Annotated in this window: 13 protein-coding genes and 3 pseudogenes; 7 read left to right on the top strand and 9 right to left on the bottom strand. The window is 61.9% G+C overall.

The window, feature by feature from the left end:
* From HCZ87_RS13800 to HCZ87_RS13760, 9 genes and pseudogenes are all read right to left on the bottom strand, one after another.
* Positions 1–219 (bottom strand): annotated as a pseudogene (locus HCZ87_RS13800) (carboxymuconolactone decarboxylase family protein); the annotation flags it as partial.
* Positions 216–860, bottom strand: coding sequence for a glutathione S-transferase N-terminal domain-containing protein (locus HCZ87_RS13795; RefSeq protein ID WP_175582266.1), 645 nt, complete (start codon positions 858–860; stop codon positions 216–218). The pseudogene HCZ87_RS13800 and the gene HCZ87_RS13795, both read right to left, overlap by 4 nt.
* Positions 857–2,167: a TRAP transporter large permease gene (locus HCZ87_RS13790; RefSeq protein WP_167644471.1), complete on the bottom strand. Its 1,311-nt coding sequence runs from the start codon at positions 2,165–2,167 to the stop codon at positions 857–859. Before HCZ87_RS13790 ends, HCZ87_RS13795 begins: the two co-directional genes overlap by 4 nt.
* Positions 2,164–2,688: a TRAP transporter small permease subunit gene (locus tag HCZ87_RS13785; RefSeq protein WP_167644469.1), complete on the bottom strand. Its 525-nt coding sequence runs from the start codon at positions 2,686–2,688 to the stop codon at positions 2,164–2,166. The genes HCZ87_RS13790 and HCZ87_RS13785 overlap by 4 nt, the downstream gene beginning before the upstream one ends.
* A 53-nt stretch (positions 2,689–2,741) precedes the next feature.
* Positions 2,742–3,743: a C4-dicarboxylate TRAP transporter substrate-binding protein gene (locus HCZ87_RS13780; protein WP_167644467.1), complete on the bottom strand. Its 1,002-nt coding sequence runs from the start codon at positions 3,741–3,743 to the stop codon at positions 2,742–2,744.
* A 123-nt stretch (positions 3,744–3,866) separates the two neighbouring features.
* Positions 3,867–4,805, bottom strand: coding sequence for a LysR family transcriptional regulator (locus HCZ87_RS13775; protein WP_167644465.1), 939 nt, complete (start codon positions 4,803–4,805; stop codon positions 3,867–3,869).
* Positions 4,806–4,975: 170 nt separating this feature from the next.
* A pseudogene (locus HCZ87_RS21340) lies at positions 4,976–5,197 on the bottom strand (formate/nitrite transporter family protein); the annotation flags it as partial.
* Positions 5,198–5,207: 10 nt separating this feature from the next.
* Positions 5,208–7,598, bottom strand: a complete 2,391-nt coding sequence (locus HCZ87_RS13765; protein WP_167644461.1) for an RND family transporter — start codon at positions 7,596–7,598, stop codon at positions 5,208–5,210.
* A gap of 5 nt (positions 7,599–7,603) precedes the next feature.
* Positions 7,604–8,725, bottom strand: a complete 1,122-nt coding sequence (locus HCZ87_RS13760; RefSeq protein WP_368484130.1) for a class I adenylate-forming enzyme family protein — start codon at positions 8,723–8,725, stop codon at positions 7,604–7,606.
* 75 nt (positions 8,726–8,800) lie between these two features.
* Here HCZ87_RS13760 and HCZ87_RS13755 point away from each other — a divergent pair, with 75 nt between their 5' ends.
* The 7 genes and pseudogenes from HCZ87_RS13755 to HCZ87_RS13725 all read left to right on the top strand — a co-directional run bounded on the left by HCZ87_RS13755 (position 8,801) and on the right by HCZ87_RS13725 (position 19,470).
* Entirely contained in the window at positions 8,801–9,172 is a 372-nt protein-coding gene (locus HCZ87_RS13755; RefSeq protein ID WP_368484129.1) for an enoyl-CoA hydratase-related protein, read from the top strand.
* 61 nt (positions 9,173–9,233) lie between these two features.
* Positions 9,234–10,082, top strand: a pseudogene (locus HCZ87_RS13750) (tyramine oxidase); the annotation flags it as partial.
* 422 nt (positions 10,083–10,504) lie between these two features.
* Positions 10,505–12,136 carry an FMN-binding glutamate synthase family protein gene (locus HCZ87_RS13745; protein ID WP_167644455.1) on the top strand — a complete coding sequence of 544 codons (1,632 nt, stop codon included), beginning with the start codon at positions 10,505–10,507 and terminating at the stop codon, positions 12,134–12,136.
* A gap of 27 nt (positions 12,137–12,163) precedes the next feature.
* On the top strand, positions 12,164–13,876 hold the full coding sequence (locus tag HCZ87_RS13740) for a thiamine pyrophosphate-dependent enzyme (RefSeq protein ID WP_167644453.1): 1,713 nt from the start codon (positions 12,164–12,166) through the stop codon (positions 13,874–13,876).
* Between the two features lie 621 nt (positions 13,877–14,497).
* Complete coding sequence (poxB, locus tag HCZ87_RS13735; RefSeq protein ID WP_167644451.1) at positions 14,498–16,216, top strand: ubiquinone-dependent pyruvate dehydrogenase; 1,719 nt, start codon at positions 14,498–14,500, stop codon at positions 16,214–16,216.
* Positions 16,217–16,399: 183 nt separating this feature from the next.
* Entirely contained in the window at positions 16,400–17,755 is a 1,356-nt protein-coding gene (locus tag HCZ87_RS13730) for an MFS transporter (RefSeq protein WP_167644450.1), read from the top strand.
* Between the two features lie 77 nt (positions 17,756–17,832).
* Positions 17,833–19,470 carry an NAD-dependent malic enzyme gene (locus HCZ87_RS13725; RefSeq protein ID WP_167644449.1) on the top strand — a complete coding sequence of 546 codons (1,638 nt, stop codon included), beginning with the start codon at positions 17,833–17,835 and terminating at the stop codon, positions 19,468–19,470.
* Positions 19,471–19,541 lie beyond the last annotated feature (71 nt).

Genomic DNA, 19,541 nt, shown 5'->3' with positions numbered 1-19,541 from the left:
GAGTTCGGAGAGCTTGGGATCGAGCACCGTGTCATAACGGCAGTAGCGACCGAGATCCTGCGCCCTGGCCGCCAGCTCGGGACGGTGCAGCCAAACCGCCAGCGGACCACGGACCCCGCCGCGCGGACCGCTGGCGATGGCGTCGTGAATCTCTTGCTGCCGGGCATTGTAGGTTGCGGGGTCGGGTGCGGGCAGACGTTGATCGGGCCAGCGGCTCATTCTTGTGTCCTTTCGGTTTTTGTCCAGCACGGGTGATTGCGGGCGAAATCCTGTAACCACCTGTCCAGTTCGGGGTGCGTTTCTCGCCATTCGAGAGGCCGCCGCCAGTTCAGATAACCAAGCGCAGCGGCGAGGGTGATCTGGACCAGCTCCGCGCGCGCCGGATCCGGCAGATCGCTTTCAAAGGCAGCAAGGGCGCGCGTGATCTTGCCCTTCTGATGGGCCAACCAGCGTTCAGAGGTCTGGTCCGGCGTGCGAAAGCGGTCTTCATAGGTTGCCAAAAGCGCCGCGTCGGTGATCCCGTCCGCCAGCCGCGCCCGGGTCAGGACCCGAAATCGTTCGAGCCCATCACGAGGCATCAGCCGTCCGCCCCCTGCCAGCGCATCGAGCATCTCGAGGATGACGTGACTGTCGAAAAACGCCTCCTTCCCGATCAGGAGGCAGGGCATTTTTCCCAGCGGGTTCTGTAGGCGCAGACCATCGGTTTCGGCCATCGTGTCCGCAGGTTCCAGCCGGACCCGCCCGCCCAGTCCGAGGGCGACCAGCGCCATTCGGACTTTGCGTCCGAATGGCGAGGTCTCGGTGCTGCGCAGGATGATTTCAACCGTCGGATCGTCCCAAACCGTGCGCAGATCCGTCATTGCATACGCTCCGGCAGGAAGAGCGCGATTTGCGGAAAGGCGCAGAGCAACACCAGCATCACCAGGCCCGCGATCACGAAGGGCAGCAGGCCGCGGAACACGTCCTCCAACTGGACCCGCCCATTCGAGGCCGATTGCACCACGAAGCAGTTGATCCCCACCGGAGGCGTAACCGCGCCGATTTCCACCAGCAGCACCACGAAAATGCCGAACCAGACCGGATCGAACCCCAGGTTCATCATGACCGGATGGGTGATCGGCAATGTGATTGCCAGCAGCGCGGGCGCGTCCATCAGCATGCCGAGGGCAAGATAGATCAGCGCGACCAGCGCGACGATGATCCAGCGGTTGACCTCGAGTCCTGTCAGAAACCCGCCGACACTGTTGGTGACCCCCGAAAGCGCGAGGAACTTTGAAAAGACCAGTGCACACATCAGGATGGCAAAGATCATCGCGGTTGTCCGCATGGTCTCCATCAGCGTGTCCTTCAGGGCAATGCCCTTGACCCCGCGATGCCGGATGAGCGCCAGCATCAGCGTCAGCATCGCGCCGATCCCGCCCGCTTCCGTCGGGGTGAAGATGCCAAGGTAAAGGCCCGAGACGATGGCCACGATGATCAGCACCAGCGGGCCCGCCATACGCAGCGATGCCACCTTTTCGCGCAGCGAATACGTCGTGGTCTCCATCGGCGCGAGCTCGGGATTCATCCGCACCCGCACCCAGATTGCCAAACAGAGGATCAGTGCAAAGAGGATGCCCGGGATGAAGCCTGCGATCAGAAGCGCGCCGATGGAACTGTCGGTGAGGATGCCATAAACGACGACCAGCGCGGAGGGCGGGATCATGACCGCAAGCGTGCCGGCAATGGCGATCGACGCGGAGGCAAGACTTTTGTCATAGCCGCGGTTCAGCATCTGCGGCAGCGCGAGTTTGGTAAAGACGGTCGCGGTGCCGACCGACGACCCCGATGCCGCACCAAAGGCGGCGGCACCCAGCGTCGTCGAAATCGCCAGCCCGCCACGCAACCCGCCGAGCCATTTCGATGCAGCTTCGAACAGGTCTTCGCCCAGCCCTGCCCGCATGGCGAAAAAGCCCATCAGCAGGAACAGCGGAATGACCGAAAAGTGGAATGAATGCGTGGTGTCGAAAAACACGGTCGAGAGCAACGCCGTGGCAGCGTGGAACCCGACCAGCGCGGCAAGGCCAAGCGCCCCGACGAGGCCAAGGACCACCATCACATTGATGCCCAGCAGAATCCCGGCAAATAGACCCAGCGTCCCTATAAGACCGATAACCAGATTGCTCATTCGATTTCCTCCGGTTCGGCATCGGGCAGCGTGCCGCCAAGCGCGGCCAAAACCGCGTCAATCACGAATTGAATGGTGAGAAGCGCCATACCAAGGGCGATCACACCCTTGATCGGCCACAGCGGGTAGCGGATCGAGCCACGCTCGATTTCGCCGATGGCAATGGATTTCAGGGTCAGCTTCCAGCCTGCATAGGCTGCCCAGGCAAACAAACCGGCCCCGGCCAGCATGGCCAGAACGACCGCGGCGCGGCGCAGTCCGTCCGGCAGGCTTCGGGTCAGCAGCACGACCTTGATGTGCCCGCCTTCGTATTGGGTCATGGCAAGCGACAGGAACACGATGACCGGCAGCGCGCCCTCGGTCAGTTCCAGCGTACCCGCAACAGGCATATTGAACAGGTATCGCAGCAGCACATTTGCAACGACCAGACCCATAACGGCCAAAAGAGTGATGCCAGCCAGCAGCCCACATAGGTGCAGCACGCGGCCGAAGCCGGCGCGAACCTTCATTGTATATTGCATCGGAAGTCTCCTGCGACATTGGCACGAGCCAGGCCCGTGCCAATATTCGACGTTCAGAATGTCAGCTTGGCGACGATGTCATCGACCGGAACATCCAGGGCCTTGGCCTTTTCGATCCATTCGTTGCGGACCGCCTGGACTTTCTCATCGGCGACCAGAGCTTCAAGCTCGCCCGCCGGAAAGTCGATGACCTCCACGCCCAGATCACCCTTCCAGATTTCGCGCACGCGCGCGTCATCCTCATCCAGCATGCGGCTGTATTCCACCAGGTAATCATGCCCGAGCTGATCGACCACGGAGCGCGTTTCCTCGTCCATCGCGTTGTAGCTATCGAGATTCATCGCGATGATATGGCCGAACGAGGCGCCAAAGGGCACTTCGATGTAATATTTGGCCACCTCGTCATATTTCCAACCGCGCGCCAATGCGGGTCCGATCGGCGTACAGTCGATCACGGAACGCTGAAGGGCCTCATAGGAATCGGAGGTCGAAATCGACACCGGCGTTGCCCCCATCGCCTCGATCAGCGCGGGGTAGGCAAAGCCGTAAGAGCGGATCCGCAAACCGGCCATATCATTGATCGAACGGACCGGTTTGGTGCAGAGCAGGCCATAGCTTTCAAGGGGTCGAAAACCGACAGCGTGCAGATTCTGCTCCGCAAGCTCCTGACTGAACTGCGGGTAGTCCTTGTGCCAGGCTTCCATCGCTTCCCCCACGCCCTGTGTCTTCATCGGTTGTGGGATGTAGAAACCAACGGCGTTGTTCAGCGGCAGAAGGTCCGGAAAATAGGGCGTGATCACGTCGCCGAAATCGCCCACGCCTGCTGCCAGTGCCTCGGGGATCTCACGTCCCTTAGCAACGGAACCGCCCCAGAAGATTTCAATTTCATGCTTGCCGTCGGTACGCTCTGCGAACTGGTCGGCAAACCACTGTGTTGTGATCGCCTGTGCATCACCCGCGCCTTGTGGCTTGTAGGTGATCCATTTGTAAGTGTCGGCACATGCGGCGCTTGCCAGAGCAGTCGCCACAACTGTCGCGGATATCAGGGGTCTCATGCAGTCTCCTCCCATCTCAGCGATTCCTCCAATCGCTGTACCGGGAAAAGACTGCCAGAACGAAAGTCATGCGAAAAATGCCATCTCAACATGACTTTCATACCGTGAAGGTATGGAAGGCACCTAGTGCCAAATATTGCCTTCTACCAGCTCCCCGACGATATCCGCGATGACCGCCTCAACGGCTTTGATCGCCATATTTTGCCGCTGGTCGAACTTGATTGCGGTGCAAAGCCGCCACTGGACTTCCGGTTCGACAATCGGTGCCGCGACCAACGTGCCCAGGTGAAACTCGGTGAGAACACCTCCGAACGTCAAAAGCGTGAAGCCATGCCCATCCCGGACCAGTGCCTTCAGATGCCAGACGCCATCGACCCGTTGCGTAACATTGAGCTCGCAACCGATCTGTTCCGCGTGTTGATCAGCCAGCAATCTCAGGTAGTTGGCACGAGATGGCATGATCAGGGGCAGCGCTGCGGCTTCTGCAAGCGTGTAGAAGGGTTTGTCTAGCGATCCCGTCTGCCCGATCAGATGAAGTTTTTCTATCAACAGTTCCTGGCTGGAGATATCCGCGCGATCCGGCGGGTTGTGCATGACAGCGAGACTGATCTGACCCGTGAGCAGCCAGTCCTCCAACTCGCGACTGAACCCTTCCTTGAAGCGCAGCTCAATGTCTGGAAACCGCTCTTTGACACGACGCAATAAAGGCGGCGCGATGAATTCGCCCGGGGTCGGGGGCATGCCGACAACAACAGTGCCGGCCGGCCGTTCAGAACTGGCGGTTACGTCATGAAAGGGTTGGGCGAGTTGCCCAAAGAGCGTGTAGGCACGATCCAGGAGAATTTTGCCCGCAGGTGTTACTTCGACCCCTCTGACCGAACGCTCAAAGAGCGCGAGGTTCAACTCTCGTTCGAGATTGGCGATTTTCCGGCTGAGCGCCGGTTGCGCAATGTTGAGGCGACTGGCTGCGCGGGTGATATTCCGCTCTTCAGCGACAGTGATAAAACACCTCAATGTGCGAATGTCTGGTTCCCAGTCTGGCAAAGCTATCTGTCCGTTCATCTTTTGCGATCAGGGGTTCATCGAACGCATAGGTGTCACCTTCGAACTCACATTCTGCCACTGTACAACAAAAGAGTCAGAAAAAAGGGAACCCAGGTGCCAGGCGCAGAAATCTCGCGACAGCTCTGCTTTCGGAGGTCTTTGTAGAGCCTTTTCAAAAATTCCAAAGGCCCCGGCAGGCTGAGCATGCAGAAGCCGACCGGGAACAGCAGCGCGCCAATCAGCGGATTGCCTGTGTTGACCGTGACGGTGACCGCAAACCCGGCGGCCAGGGCCAGGATCGCACCGGCCATATAGGCCCGGATCAGCGTGTCTTTGGTGGACAGGTTGGCCTTGTTGGCCCCTGTGTCGACCATCGCATCGGCGAGTTCATGCGGTTTGAGATAAGACATCTGGCGCTCCTCAGTTTTGCGTCGGACGGACAGGGTCCGGCATTTCCAGCACCGGGCGGTAACTGCCCGGATCGGCCTCTGGTACCGGGTCCTTGCCGGTTCGACGCGCACTGCCGCGCGACAACAGGATGAGCAGCGCCGGGGTTACGGTGAATTCAACCAGCAGGCCGAGAAAGATCGTGGCCGTGGTGACAAAGCCGAAGGTGGCCAGGCTTTGTACAGTGCCGGTTGTGTAGACGATGAAAGCCACCACCAGGATCAGGGTCTGTATGCCCATCACCTTGCCCGCGCTTTGGAAAGTGCCGTGCAGGGCGGTGTCCAGATCCACGCCCTGCTTGCGGCGGTCCAGGAAGTTGCGAGCGAAATGGATGGTATCGTCATCAAGGATACCCAGGGCGATTGCGCCGATCAGGATGGTGAAAGGGTCCAGGATTATTCCCATATGTCCCATGAACCCCAGGACCAGCAGCACACAGCAGACGTTGATCGCCGCCATGGCCAAGCCGATCACCACGGAACGGACGATCAGTACCATCACCAGCGCCACAACCGCAGTTGCCATCAGGAAGGAGGAAATCTGGGTTTCGGTCAGGAACGTACTGATTTCGAGCCACATCGGCACCACGCCGGTGACCACCACTGTTGCATCCGGGTAACCCGCCTCCGCCATCACGGCGGTGGCCTCGGCCTCGATGGTTTCGATCAGCGGGGTATAGGCGCTGTAGGCGCGCGACGGCACCAGAAAGGTCAGTCGGGCCTCGTCGAAGCCGGGACTCGCAACCCGCTCCATCTCATCATGGCCGGAGCTTTCGAACAGCAGGATCAGCTGGGCGATGGTATTGCGGCTATGCGGGATGCTGTAGCTGCCCAGGGTCTGTTCCGAAAGTTCCTTGACCACATCGGCCAGAGTGTAGGCTTTGACCGGTACGTCCTGATCCACCGCCGCCAGCGCCTGTTGCGCGATGGTGTTCACGGCGCGCAGGGCGGCGGGGTCTTTCAGCGCATCGGTTTTGCCGAGCGAGATCAGAACCTCAATGGCATTGGAGACGGGGATGGCTGCATTGGCGGCCTGATGGGCCTGAAACAGTTCCGAGTCCTTTTTGAAGGTGCCCAGATAGTAGTAATCCGTTTCCAGTTTGCTGACCCCGGCGATGGCAACGGCCACCAGCGCTGCAAAGACGAGCGCAATCAGCCGCGGTGCGCTGATGGCGAAGTTTGCCAGTGCGGCCAGTACGGTGCTGTGTGCCGCCCGGCCCGGCTGCTCCCGGATGCGGTGGCCCCACAGATTGGCCAGCAGCGGGAACAGGATCAGGGTGAAGAGGCAGGCTGCCATCAGGCCGATGCCAAGAGACAGGCCCACGTCCCGCACCGGCAGCACCCGCGAGCCGGAGAACGCAAACAGCGCGCCTGCGGTGGTGATGTTGGCCAGCAGCGCCGGACCTCCGGCCTGTTCCATGGTGTCCAGGATTGCCTTCTGAACCGGCTCGCCCTTGCGCCGGGCAGTGGTGAAATCCGACAGCTGATACGCCGCGGTTCCCAGCCCGACCGAAATGAGAAAAGAGGGCACGATCGGCGTAAGCAGACCGGCGTCCGCCCCCCACAGCCCCATCGCGCCAAGGCCGCAGGCAATGGACAGGCAGGCGATCAGCGGCGGCAACACCAGAGCCAGCCGGTGACGGAAGGCCGCAAAGAAGCCAGCCATCACGAGCACGAAGGTGATGCTGCCGAAAATGCCGCTTTCCATGCCGACAATGCGTTGCACGTCCGCGTCAAGGATCGGTGCACCGATGGCGATGCCGTTCCAGGCGGCATACTCCGGCTGTGCAAGCACGGCGCGCACAGCTTGGGTGAAGCCCTCTTTGTCGGCGTTGGAGAACGTGCTGACGGTTTCCACCAGAACACCAAACTGCGTGCCGCGGTCATTGACGAACAGCCCGCGATAATAGGGGTGCGCGGGTGCCTTTTCCAGCCGTTCGGCCACCTCGGCCGGCGACAAGCCGGAGTGCAGATAGTCGCCCACATCAAGGATGTCGTCGCCGCCTGTGATTGAGCGGACGTTATGCAGCGCCGTGACCCGGTCGACGCCGTCGATGTCCTCCAGCTTGGCGGCAAAGCCTTCGAGATCCTGAACGAAAGCGGGATTGACCGATGGCGGGGTCACCACGATGAAGGAAAATTCGTCGGACTGATATTTGTCCTTGAAGGCGTACCAGTCTTCGATGACGTCTGCCCCCTCCAGAAAGAAGCTTTCTGGAGAGGTGTCAAAGCCAAGGCGGGCCAGACCGCTCATGAGGGTGGCGGAGACGGCCAGTATCAAGACGATGGCCAAGAGGCGCTGTGCCAGAACGAAGGACGCTAAGCCCCGCATGAACCTGGCGAGAAGGGATTTTGAATGTGTCATGGATCTTAGTGCATCCTGATGGAGTCAAGGTTGATTTTGTCCTGGACCATGTCCGAGAGGGCGAAGCGCTGCACCTTGCCGTTGCCGGTGCGCGGCAGTTCATCGAGGAAGAAGATCTTGTGCGGGATCTGAGCCTTGGCGAGTTTCCCGCGAATGGCGTCCTTCAAGGCCTGTTCAAGCTCTGGCCCGGCGGTGGCGCCTGCGGCAGGCACCACAAAGGCATAGGGCCGCACCAAAGGTTCGGGATGTTCGCGCAGGACCACGGCGCATTCGGCGACCAGGGGATGGGCGTTGAGGAAGTTCTGGGTTTCCGCGGGGGAGACCCAGACGCCGCCGACCTTGGTCAGGTCCGTGGCCCGGCCCAGGTAGTGGAAGCGGCCGTCATCATCCATGCGCAGGATGTCGTCGGTCCGGTACCAGCCGTCCTGAAACGCCTTGGCGCTGGCCTCCGGGTTGCCAAGATAACCTGCGGCCACCGAGTTGCCGCGCACCCAGGCCACCCCGGCTTCGCCGGTGCGGGTAACTTGGCCATGGGTATTGCGGATTTCGATGCTGAAGCCCGGAACGATGGTGCCGATGCTTCTGCCGCCGGGTTCGTCCCGGGGGGTCGCAAGCGCAAAGGACATGATCTCGGTGGCGCCCAGACCGTCCTGAATGCTGATGCCGCTGATCTGCTCCCAGGCGTCATCGACAAATGGCGAGCGGGCCTCGCCGGCGGCAATGCAGCAGCGCAGCGAGGACAGGTCACGCTGCGGCTGTTTGACAAGGATACTGTAGACGGTCGGCACCGAAAACAGCACGGTGGCCTTTTGCTGTTCGATCTGATCCAGAATGGCGGCAGGATCGAACCGGCCATTGCCCAGCAGCAGGGCAGCCCCGTGGTAAAGTGCGGTCATCGACACCGAAAATCCATAGGAATAGCTCAGCTTGGAGGTGACGATCACATTGTCCTTTGGCGACAGCCCGGCGTTGTGGCGGCCATAGTTCTCCGCCATGTTGACCAGGTCGAGGATCGAGTGTGGCACGGCCTTGGGGGTGCCGGTAGAGCCGGAGGTGAAGATCACCACGGCCTCTGTTCCGGCGGCAGCGCGCTGTCCAGTGTGACAGGCACGGCGCCGATGCGCCACAGGCCCGCAACCGCAGCGATATGGGCAAAATTGCCGGCCCCCGCCACAAATACCCGGTCGCCGCGGCTGCCCGACGTGGTCGAAAAGATCGAAGCCGCGCAGAAGCCCTGGGTCGCGGCGATCCACGGCAATGCCCTGGGCGGCGGGTTTGAAATTGCGATGGGCTGCCGCTTTCGCATCGCATGCGGCAGCGCGCAGCTCGGTCTGCCGGAGGTCAACCTCGGGATCATCCCCGGCGCCTCCGGCACGGTGCGCACGCCGCGCCTTGCGGGCATCGAGGCGGCGGTAGACCTGGCAACCAGCGGCAAGCCCATCTCTGCCGCCCGTGCCCTGGATGCCGGACTGCTGGACCTTGTGGTTGGCACCGATCTGGAGGCAGCCGCTATCGACTTTGCCAGACAGGCGCTGGACACCGAACTGCCGCAGCCTGCCGCGAGGCGGGGCTGAAGATCATCTTGATCGAGCGCGATAACGAGGCCGTCGCACGGGGTCTGCGAAACATCGACAGCATCTTTGCCGGTGGCGTGAAGGCCGCCCCGCAACCGAACTTGTCGTGCGCACCGCCTCCGAGGTCGGCAACTACGACTACCTGATCGACTACCGCTTCATGCAGAACGGCCAGATGGAGATCAAGATCGGCGCCACCGGCCTTGACGGTGTAAAGGGCGTTGACGCGACCTCGATGGACAGCCCCTCGGCCGAGGCGGATACGGAATACGGCACGCTCATCGCCCCCAATCTGGTGGCGGCGAACCATGATCACTTCTTCAACTTCCGTCTCGATTTCGACATCGACCAGCCGAAGAACCGGTTCATGACCATGGACATCGTCCCGGCCGAGGTGCCCGACGATCTGCCGCGCCGGTCGATGTGGAAGGTCGAACACAGCATGCCGAAGACGGAAGGCGAGGCGATCTATCAGGTCTCGTCCTTCAAGCCGCGCTACTTCATGTTGCAGGACCCGGATCGCAAGGGACCGTTGGGACATAAGCCCGGCTACATGATCCACCACGGCAGCGTCGCCTACAGCCCGTTTGACTTTGTCAACGACCCGCCGATGATCCGCAACGCCTTCATCGAGAATACGGTGTGGAACACGGTCTACAATCCTGACGAACGCTACGCAGGCGGCAAGTTCGCCATGCAGAGCGACGGCACAGACACTCTGGCACAATGGGTGAAGGAAGATGCGCCGCTTCAGAACCAGGACATCGTGACCTGGTTCACCGCCGGCTTCCACCACGTCCCGCGCGTCGAGGACTGGCCGGTCATGTCGACGGAATGGAAGACCGTGCACATCATGCCGCACAACTTTTTCCCGATGAACCCGGCCATCACGATCCGCGACCCCCAGTAGGGGCGTGAACACAACAAGGACGAGCGACCAAAGTCGCTCGTCCCATTTTTCTGACATGCTGTTGAACCGATTGGGGTCTGATGCCGGAGCGTGCAGAATCCTATGGTTTATGACGGCGAGCGCGAAGTAAGGTTTGGGATTGATCGTGAACAGCCATAAAAAGCTGAGCTTGGCTGTGACAGCAGCAAGACCCGCAGCGGTGGCGAGTGTGGCGCAGCGCCCCTTTGTTCGGCTGACACTGACCAGGCTGCTGATGCAACTCGTCGAAAATGCTAGGTCCACCAGAGAACCGCACAGCCAATATGAAATTCACGGACCTGACAAAAAAGTAAGAACTTGGAAATTGTCAGGTAAAGCGGAACCCGGATAGCTGTTGAAGCGTTCCGGATCGAGGCAGATCCCAAAAAAGAAAGACCGATCCAATGAATGACCGACTGAAGAGCTTTCTCGATATCTGCAAACGGGCGGTCATTCCAATCAGCGCCGGGTGTCTTGGCCTGATCGCGATAGTCATCGGTTGGGTCTGGGTCGCGGTGCTTCTCGCGTGTGTCGTCGCCTTGGGCCTTTACGATGCGTTCCAGTCGCATTGGACGATCACCCGCAACTATCCTGTCGCGGGCCGGATCAGGTGGCTGGGGTACAAACTGCGCCCCTATCTTCACAGCTACATCGTCGAGGATGATCTGGGCGGCACGCCCTTTTCCCTTGCGGCGCGGCGCCTCGTGCATGCCCGCGCCGAAGGCATGACCGACACTCAGCCCTTCGGCACCGAGCGCAACACGGATGAAGACACCTATCACTGGGTCGGCCATTCGATTGCGCCCGCCAAAAACCCGGAAAAATCGCCCCGCGTGACCGTCGGCTCGGATCAGTGCAAACAGCCCTATTCGGCCTCTGTCCTGAACATTTCCGCGATGAGCTTTGGCGCGCTCTCGGCCAATGCCGTGCGCGCACTGAACCTTGGCGCCAGGAAGGGCGGGTTCTACCACGACACCGGCGAAGGCGGTCTGTCGCCCTACCACCTTGAGCACGGTGGCGACATCGTGTGGGAACTGGGGTCCGGCTATTTCGGAGCGCGGGACAAGGACGGCAACTTCGACCCCGCGAAATTCGCCGAGACGGCGCAGCGCGACGAGGTCAAGATGACCGAAATCAAGCTCAGCCAAGGGGCCAAACCCGGCCACGGCGGCCTTCTGCCCGCCGCGAAAGTGACCGAGGAGATCGCCAGGATCCGCCAGGTGCCGGCCCATCAGGATTGTCTCTCGCCGCGCGGCCATTCGGCCTTTTCGACGCCGATCGAGATGCTGGAATTCGCCGCCCAAATGCGCGAGTTGTCAGGCGGCAAGCCCGTGGGTCTCAAGCTGTGCATCGGCCAGCCGCACGAACCCTTCGCCATCATGAAGGCCATCCTCAAAACCGGCATTCACCCCGATTTCATTGTCGTGGACGGCGGCGAAGGCGGCACCGGGGCGGCGCCGCTGGAACTGTCGGACTGGGTCGGGATGCCCTTGTCCGAAGGTCTGATCCTGATGCGCAACGCGCTGGTGGGCGCAGGCGTCAAATCGCAGATTCGCCTGGCGGCCAGCGGCAAGGTCTATTCCGGCATGGGGCTGGCGCGCAGCATGGCACAGGGGGCTGACTGGTGTAACGCCGCGCGGGCCTTCATGTTCTCGGTCGGCTGTATCCAGGCGCAACGCTGCCATATGGGCAATTGCCCGACCGGCGTGACTTCACAAGACCCGGCACGGCAACGTGGGCTGGTTCCCGAAGTCCAAGGCGAACGCGCCGCCCGGTTCCATGAGAAGACGGTCGATGCGTTGATGGAGATCACGGCCTCTGCGGGGTTCGAGCATCCCAGCGCACTAGAACCCCATCACCTCATACACCGCAACGGCCCCGAAAAGGCGCTGCCCATGGATCAGGTGCACTCCTTCCTGCCCAAAGGCGCGTTGCTCGACGCACCCGACGACACGATCTACGCCGATTTCTGGCGCGCCGCGCAGGCCGAGAGCTTCCGCCCCGCCATCGACCTCGCCCGCGCCCGGGCCAGCTGACAACCTCATATCGCAAGGACAGATCACATGACCAAAGTTTCCGAAATCGTCGTGGACGCCCTGCTTGAGGCCGGTGCAAAGCGCTGCTGGGGCATCGTTGGCGATACCATCAACCACCTTACCGATGCCGTGCGCCGATCCGATCTTGAATGGGTGCATGTGCGCCACGAAGAGGTGGGCGGGCTGGCGGCGGGCGGCGAGGCCTATTTCACCGGTGAGCTGGCGGTTTGCGCGGGCACCTGCGGGCCAGGCACGCTGCACTTTGTCAACGGCATGTTCGAAAGCCATCGCAACGGCGCGCCGGTCCTGCTGATCGCCACGGATGTGACCCGCGCCGAGACCGGCCTTGGCTTTCCGCAAGAGCTGGACCAGCGCAAGATCTACGAGCAATACAGCGTATTCTGCGAATATATCTCGCACCCAGATCAGGCGCGCCGGATCGTTGTCCAGGCCGCACAGGCGGCGTTGACCAAAGGCGGCGTTGCCGTCGTCATCGTCAATGGCGACATGTTCGAGGAAGAGACCAAGGACGCGTTGCCGTGGTCCGTTCACCGCCCCAAATCGCGCCTGCGCCCTGTGGACGCGGAGCTTGACGCGCTGGCCGCAAAGCTCAACGCCGCCGGAACCGTCACGCTCTATGCGGGGATCGGCGCGCGCGACGCCAAGCCCCAGCTTGTGGCGCTGGCCGAAAAGCTGGCCGCGCCCATCGCACACACCAGCCGCGCCAAAGAGTTCATCGAACCGGACAATGCCTACAACATCGGCATGATCGGTATCCTGGGCAACAAGGCCGGGGTCGAGGCGGTGGACGCCGCCGATGTGATGCTCTGCCTCGGCACCGATTTCGCCTATACGCAGTTCTATCCCGGCCCGGACAAAGTCGTTCAGATCGACCACGACCCCACCCATATCGGACGCCGCGCGCCGGTGGGCATGGGCCTGGTCGGCGACGTGGGTCCGACCATCGACGCCTTGCTGGACCGGCTGGATCAGAAGACCGACACATCGCACCTGGAGACAGCCCGCAAGCAATGGCAGGCCGACCTTGACGGTTACAAGGACGAGGCGAAGGAGAGCGACCCGACGTTGATCCACCCGCAATTCGTCACCCATATGCTTGACCGGCTGGCGGCGGACGACGCGATCTTCACCGCCGATGGCGGCTCGGCCATGGTCTGGATGCTGCGGCACATGACGGCCAAGGGAGGGCGCAAGTTCCTCGCCAGCATGCTGCACGGCACTATGGCCAATGCCTATCCGCAGGCCATGGGGGCCGCCGCCGCCTACCCGGGCCGTCAGGTCATCTCGATGAGCGGCGACGGCGGGATGACCATGCTGATGGGCGATTTGCTGACGCTCAAGCAAGAGAAACTGCCGGTCAAGATCCTGATCTTCAACAATGGCTCGCTCGGCTTTGTCGAGATGGAGCAGCGCGTTGAGGGTCTGCTTGACAGCTACACCCATCTGGAGAATCCCGATTTCGCCATGTTGGCACAGGTCTGTGGGCTCAAGGGCTGGCGGGTCGAGACCGCGAATGACCTAGAAGGCGCGATGATCGAATGGTTGGCCGCGGACGGCCCTGCCATCCTCGACGTGCGCACCAATGAGATGGAACTTGTCATGCCGCCAAAGATTGAGGCCGGTCAGGTGGCCTCTACGGCGCTGTTCGGGATCAAGGCGGTTCTGAACGGGCGCACACGCGAAGTGATCTCGCTGCTGCGCGACAATTTTCTGCGCTGATCCTTGCGTCAAACTCGCCCATGCGGCGCGAAGCTCTTCTTTCGCGCCGCATACCGGAATGGCGCTGCCCTGGTGATGGCGCCCCGCCACCCGGTCCAAGACGCAGCTGGCGTTCAGCGGATCGCCCTCTGCGATGGACCGGCTCCCCCAGAGAAATCGCCAAGTTTACAAATGTTTAAACTGCGCGAAAGGCAGACCAAAGATCCACTCTCCAGTTAGATGACAGCAGAGCAGGACGCCACGGCTTTGCCCAAAACGTTGTCCTGCCAGCCATCAAGGCAGCCCGGCGCGCCAATGGAGAGTGAAATTCATGACACAGACGAAACACCACATGGTCGTCCCCGGACTGGCCCCTGACGCCACGCAGATCGGCGACCACGTCGCCCGGAAGCTGCGCACATCTTCTTTCTTAGCACCCTGCGCAATCGCGTGACTGTGCTCGTAAATCGGACATGGTTCACATTTCTTGGGCGCACCGCAGCGCGTGTCACATTGCCCAAGAGGGCGAACCCCCAAAACCCTGAACCCGACCCACCTGAGCAGAGTTGACCCCGCGTCGCGCAGCGCGCGCCCGTCTGCATGCCGAAAACCCTTTGTTCCATTCCCAAAAGGACCATCAATATGACCACCCTTGCCAAGCTGCTTGTAGAAACTCTCGCCTCCGCCGGCGTGACGCGGATCTGGGGCGTGACCGGCGACAGCCTCAACGCCATCGACGGGGCGCTGCGCGAAAACGGAAAAATCGAATTCATGCATGTCCGCAACGAAGAGGCCGGCGCATTTGCAACCGGCGCGGAGGCAGCAGTCACCGGCGATCTGGCGGTCTGCGCGGGCAGTTGCGGGCCGGGCAACCTGCACCTGATCAACGGGCTTTATGACTGCTACCGCAACCGGGTGCCGGTGCTGGCCATCGCCTCGCACATCCCCTCGACCGAGATCGGGCTGGGCTACTTTCAGGAAACCCATCCGACGAAAATCTTCGAGGAATGCAGCGAGTTTTGCGAACTCGTCACCTCGCCCGAGCAGATGCCCGGCGTGTTGCATCGCGCGCTGCGCACCGCCATCGGGCGCAACACCGTCGCGGTCATCGTGATCCCCGGCGATGTGTCCATGCTGGAATTCGACGGCGACACGCCCGCCTTCGTGCCGCCCTCGCCGGTGCGCCGGGTGCCGGGTGACAGCGATGTCGCGGCGGCGGCAGAGCTTTTGAACGGCTCGCAGAACGTCACGATCCTTGCAGGCGCGGGCACCGCAGGCGCGCATGACGAGGTCGTCGCGCTGGCCGAGGCGCTGCAAGCGCCGATCGTGCATGCCTTTCGGGGCAAGGAATTCATGGAGTGGGACAACCCGTTTGACGTGGGCATGACGGGGCTGATCGGCTTTTCCTCGGGCTATCACGCGCTCAAGGAATGCGACACGCTGCTGATGCTCGGCACCGATTTCCCCTATCGCAACTTCTACCCCAAGGGCGCAAAGGTCATTCAGGTCGACCGGGATCCCGGCGCGCTTGGCAAACGTGTTGCCCTGACCATGGGGATCGAGGCGGACGTGGTGGAATTCGCCCGCATGATCACCCCGCAGATCGACGCCGGACGCCCGCATGATTTTCTGGACAAGGCGCGCAGGCACTACGTCAACGCGCGCCGCGATCTCGATGATCTGGCGACCCCGGCCAAGTCCGGCAAGCCGTTGCACCCGCAATATGTCTATTCCGTCGTCAACGAAGTGGCGGCTGAGGATGCGGTGTTTACCGTCGATGTCGGCACGCCCGCGATCTGGTCCGCGCGCTATCTCAAGACCAATGGCAAGCGCAGGATCATCGGCTCGTTCAACCATGGCTCCATGGCCAATGCGATGCCGCAGGCGCTTGGCGCGCAGGCCGCATTTCCGGAGCGGCAGGTGGTGTCGATGTCGGGCGACGGCGGCGTGGCGATGCTGTTCGGCGAATTGCTGACCGCCGTGCAGCTGAACCTGCCCGTCAAGATCGTGGTGCTGAACAATGGCACGCTCGGTTTCGTGGAGCTGGAACAGAAGACCGGAGGCTATCTGCCTGAAAACGTTGCGTTGAAGAACCCCAACGTCGCGGAGGTCGCGCGCGCCATCGGGATGTTCGGGGTTCGTGTCGAGGACTCCGGCGAGCTGAAAGGCGCGCTGGAAGAGGCCTTTGCCCATGACGGCCCCGCCCTGATCGACGTGGTCTCGAACCGCTACGAGCTGGCCATGCCTCCGGCCATCGAAGCCAAGCAAGGCGTCGGTTTCAGCCTCTACGGCATGCGCGCGATCCTGAACGGGCGCGGCGACGAAATTCTGGAACTGGCCAAAAGCAACCTGTTTCGGTGACGGGAGCGGCTTTCACTTGAAACCTTACATTTCTTTGAGGTCCGGAACCGGCTGACGACAAGAACCCGTTGCAATGTCTTTGCCATGAAGACGGCGCAGAACGGGGGTCGATTTGGCCTGACGTGGGGAGGAACCTGCGGGCGGTGCTGCGCGGATTGCAACGCCGAATACAGGAAAGAACCTATGGCCAAGACCACTCTCCCAACCGCACAGTCCGGTGCGACCATGACCCATTATCGCTGGGTCATGGTCGCGCTGTTGTTTGCCATTGTCGTGATCAACTACATCGACAGAGCGGCGATTTCCTATGCCATCGACCCGATCGCCAAAGATCTGTCACTCACGTCCAGCCAGAAGGGTCTGATCCTCGGCGCGTTTGGCGTGGGCTACATGTTCACCACCTTTATCGGCGGCGTTCTCACCGACCGCTTCGGTCCGCGCATCATCCTGACCGTCGCGGTCATCCTCTGGGCCGTGTCGAGCGCGCTGACCGCTGTGGGCTCCAGCTTCTTCCTGCTTTTGGCGCTGCGCGCCTTTCTGGGCCTTTCCGAAGGGCCGATGTTTCCGGGCCTGACCGGCGCGGTCGCCCATTGGCTCTCGCCCAAGGAACGCGCCCGGGCGCTTGGGTTCTCGCTGGCGGCGGTGCCGCTGGCCCTGGCCATCGGCGGCCCCATCGTCAGCGGCATCCTCTCCTTCACCGACTGGCGTTCGCTCTACTGGATCCTCGGTGCAGCAAGCCTTGTGTGGTTCCCGCTCTGGTTCTGGATGTTTCGCAACCGGCCCGAGGACTCGACCCATGTGAACCAGGCCGAGCTGGCACATATCCGGCAGCAGGAAGGCGAAGACATCGACGCGGCGCGCGGCGAAGGCAACGTCGTGCCAGCCCGTTCGGACAATGCGACCGAGACCACATGGAAGCGGCTCTTCACCAACCGGACGCTGCTGTCCAACTACTGGGCGTTCTTCGTCTTCGGCTACTTCCTGTTCTTCTTCATGACCTGGCTGCCGGGCTTTCTGGAACAGAAATTCTCGGTCCCCGTGGCAAGTGCCGGTTGGTTCTCCTTTGTGCCCTGGGCGGTGGCCGGTGTCGTGCTGCTGGTCCTTGGCAATCTGTCTGATCGGATGCTGGAGAAAACCCACAGCCTTCGGATCGCGCGCAGCTGGTTCATCATCATCACCCAGCTCATCGCCGCTGTGGTGATCCTGCCCGCGGCCTTCACCTCGACCCTGTGGGTGGCGTTGGCGCTGATCACCGTGTCGCTTGCCGCCTCCATGGGCGCGAACGCGGTCTACTACGCGGTCAACGTGGACATTGCGCCCGACCGCTCCGCCACGGCGCTGGGGCTGATGAACTTCTTCTTCGCCATTTCCGGCTTTGCCGCGCCCGTCATCACCGGCTGGGTGGTCGGCAACAGCGGCAGCTTCACCCGGGCGTTCTTCATCCTCGCGGCGCTTGCGGGCTCCTCGGTGGTGCTGACGTTCCTCTTCCACCGGCCCGACCGCGACGCGATCGACCATCCCTACCCGGACGCGCGCTGACACCGCGCCGGAGCAAACGGCGGGGGGCGCGAACATCCCCCGCACCACAGATCCCGCTAGACCGAAAGAGCCAATACATGACCTCCTCCCGCAATCATCCCCTGCTGACCGTCCTGAACGATCCCATCCAGGACAAAGGCACCGCCTACACGGAAAAAGAGCGCGATGCGCTTGGCATCACCGGCCTTCTGCCGGCCCATGTGGACACGTTGGAGATGCAGCTGTCGCGGGTCATGACCCACCTCGACGCCAAGCAGACCGACCTGGAACGCTACATCTATCTGATCTCGCTCTGCGACCGGAACGAGACGCTGTATTTCGCCGTGCTGATGAGCGACCCGGAGCGTTTCATTCCCATCGTCTACAACCCGACCATCGCCGAAGCCTGCCTCGACTATGGTCAGATCTTCCGCCGTCCGCGTGGCATGTATCTGACCAAACACATGAAAGGCCGGCTGAAGGAGGTTCTCTCGAACTGGCCGACGCGCGATATCCGCTTCATCTGCATCACCTCGGGCGGGCGCATCCTGGGGCTGGGTGACATCGGCGCGAACGGTACGCCGATCCCGATTGGCAAGCTGCACCTCTACACCGCCTGCGCCGGTGTGCCGCCGGATGCGCTTTTGCCGATCCACATGGACATCGGCACGACCAACCAGAAGCTGCGCGACGATCCGCTCTACCCCGGCCTGCACGAGGACGTGGCCAGCAGCGACGAGATTGACGCCCTCATGGACGAGTTCATGCAGGCTGCGAACGAAGTGTTTCCCGGCGTCTGCATCCATTTCGAGGACTGGAAAGGCACCGACGCGCTGCGGTTGTTCGACCGCTACAAGGACAATTACCTGATCTACAACGACGACATCCAGGGCACCGCAAGCGTGACCATCGCGGGGCTGATCACCGCGCTTCAGATCAAGGGCGAGGCGCTGAAAGACCAGCGCGTGTTGTTCGCCGGGGCCGGTTCCGCCGCCATCGGCATCGCCAACATGATCGTCGAAGCGATGAAGACCGAGGGTCTTTCCGACGCAGAGGCACATGACGCGATTGCCCTGTTCGATGCGGGCGGTCTGCTGACCAAAACGCGCGATGACCTGAATGTCTACCAGACCCCCTATGCCAAGGATCTCAAGGACGAAACCGACCTTGAGCGCGCGGTCACGGCCTGCAAACCGACGGTCCTGATCGGCGTGAGCACCGTCGGCGGTCTCTTTACCGAAGGCGTCGTGAAAGCGATGGCCAGCCAGTGCGCGCGCCCGGTGATCTTTCCGCTGTCCAACCCCACAGCCAACGCGGAATGCACGCCCAAGGACGCCTATACATGGACCGATGGCAGGGCGTTGGTGGCCTGCGGCGTGCAGTTTCCGGATGTCGAGTTCAACGGCCAGACCTTCCACCCCGGCCAGGCGAACAACTTCTACGTATTCCCGGCCCTCGGGCTGGCGGTCTACGCGACCAAGGCAAAGACCATCGACGACAAGATGTTCATCGCGGCGGCAAGGGGCTGTGCGGAGCAGGTCAGCGAAACCGACCGCCAGCAGGGGATGCTGTTTCCCCGGCAACGGAATATGCTCGATACCGAAACCCGCGTCGCCATCGCCATTGCGCGTGACATCTTTGATCGCGGGCTCGCTGGCGTCGAGGAACCCCAAGACCTCGCGGCCCTGATCCAGGGCCAGATCTACCAGCCCGTTTATCACGACGAGTCGGAGTAACGTCGCGCCACGTCTGAAACCCTGCCGCGCCGGCGTCCGTCAGGGTTTCGGCGCGCTCTCGGTCAGTTCCG

The sequence above is a fragment of the Phaeobacter sp. HF9A genome (assembly GCF_011806385.1).
Taxonomy (GTDB): domain Bacteria; phylum Pseudomonadota; class Alphaproteobacteria; order Rhodobacterales; family Rhodobacteraceae; genus Epibacterium.
Note: the sequence above shows the minus strand (reverse complement) of the source record. Positions and strands in the feature narration are given on the sequence as shown.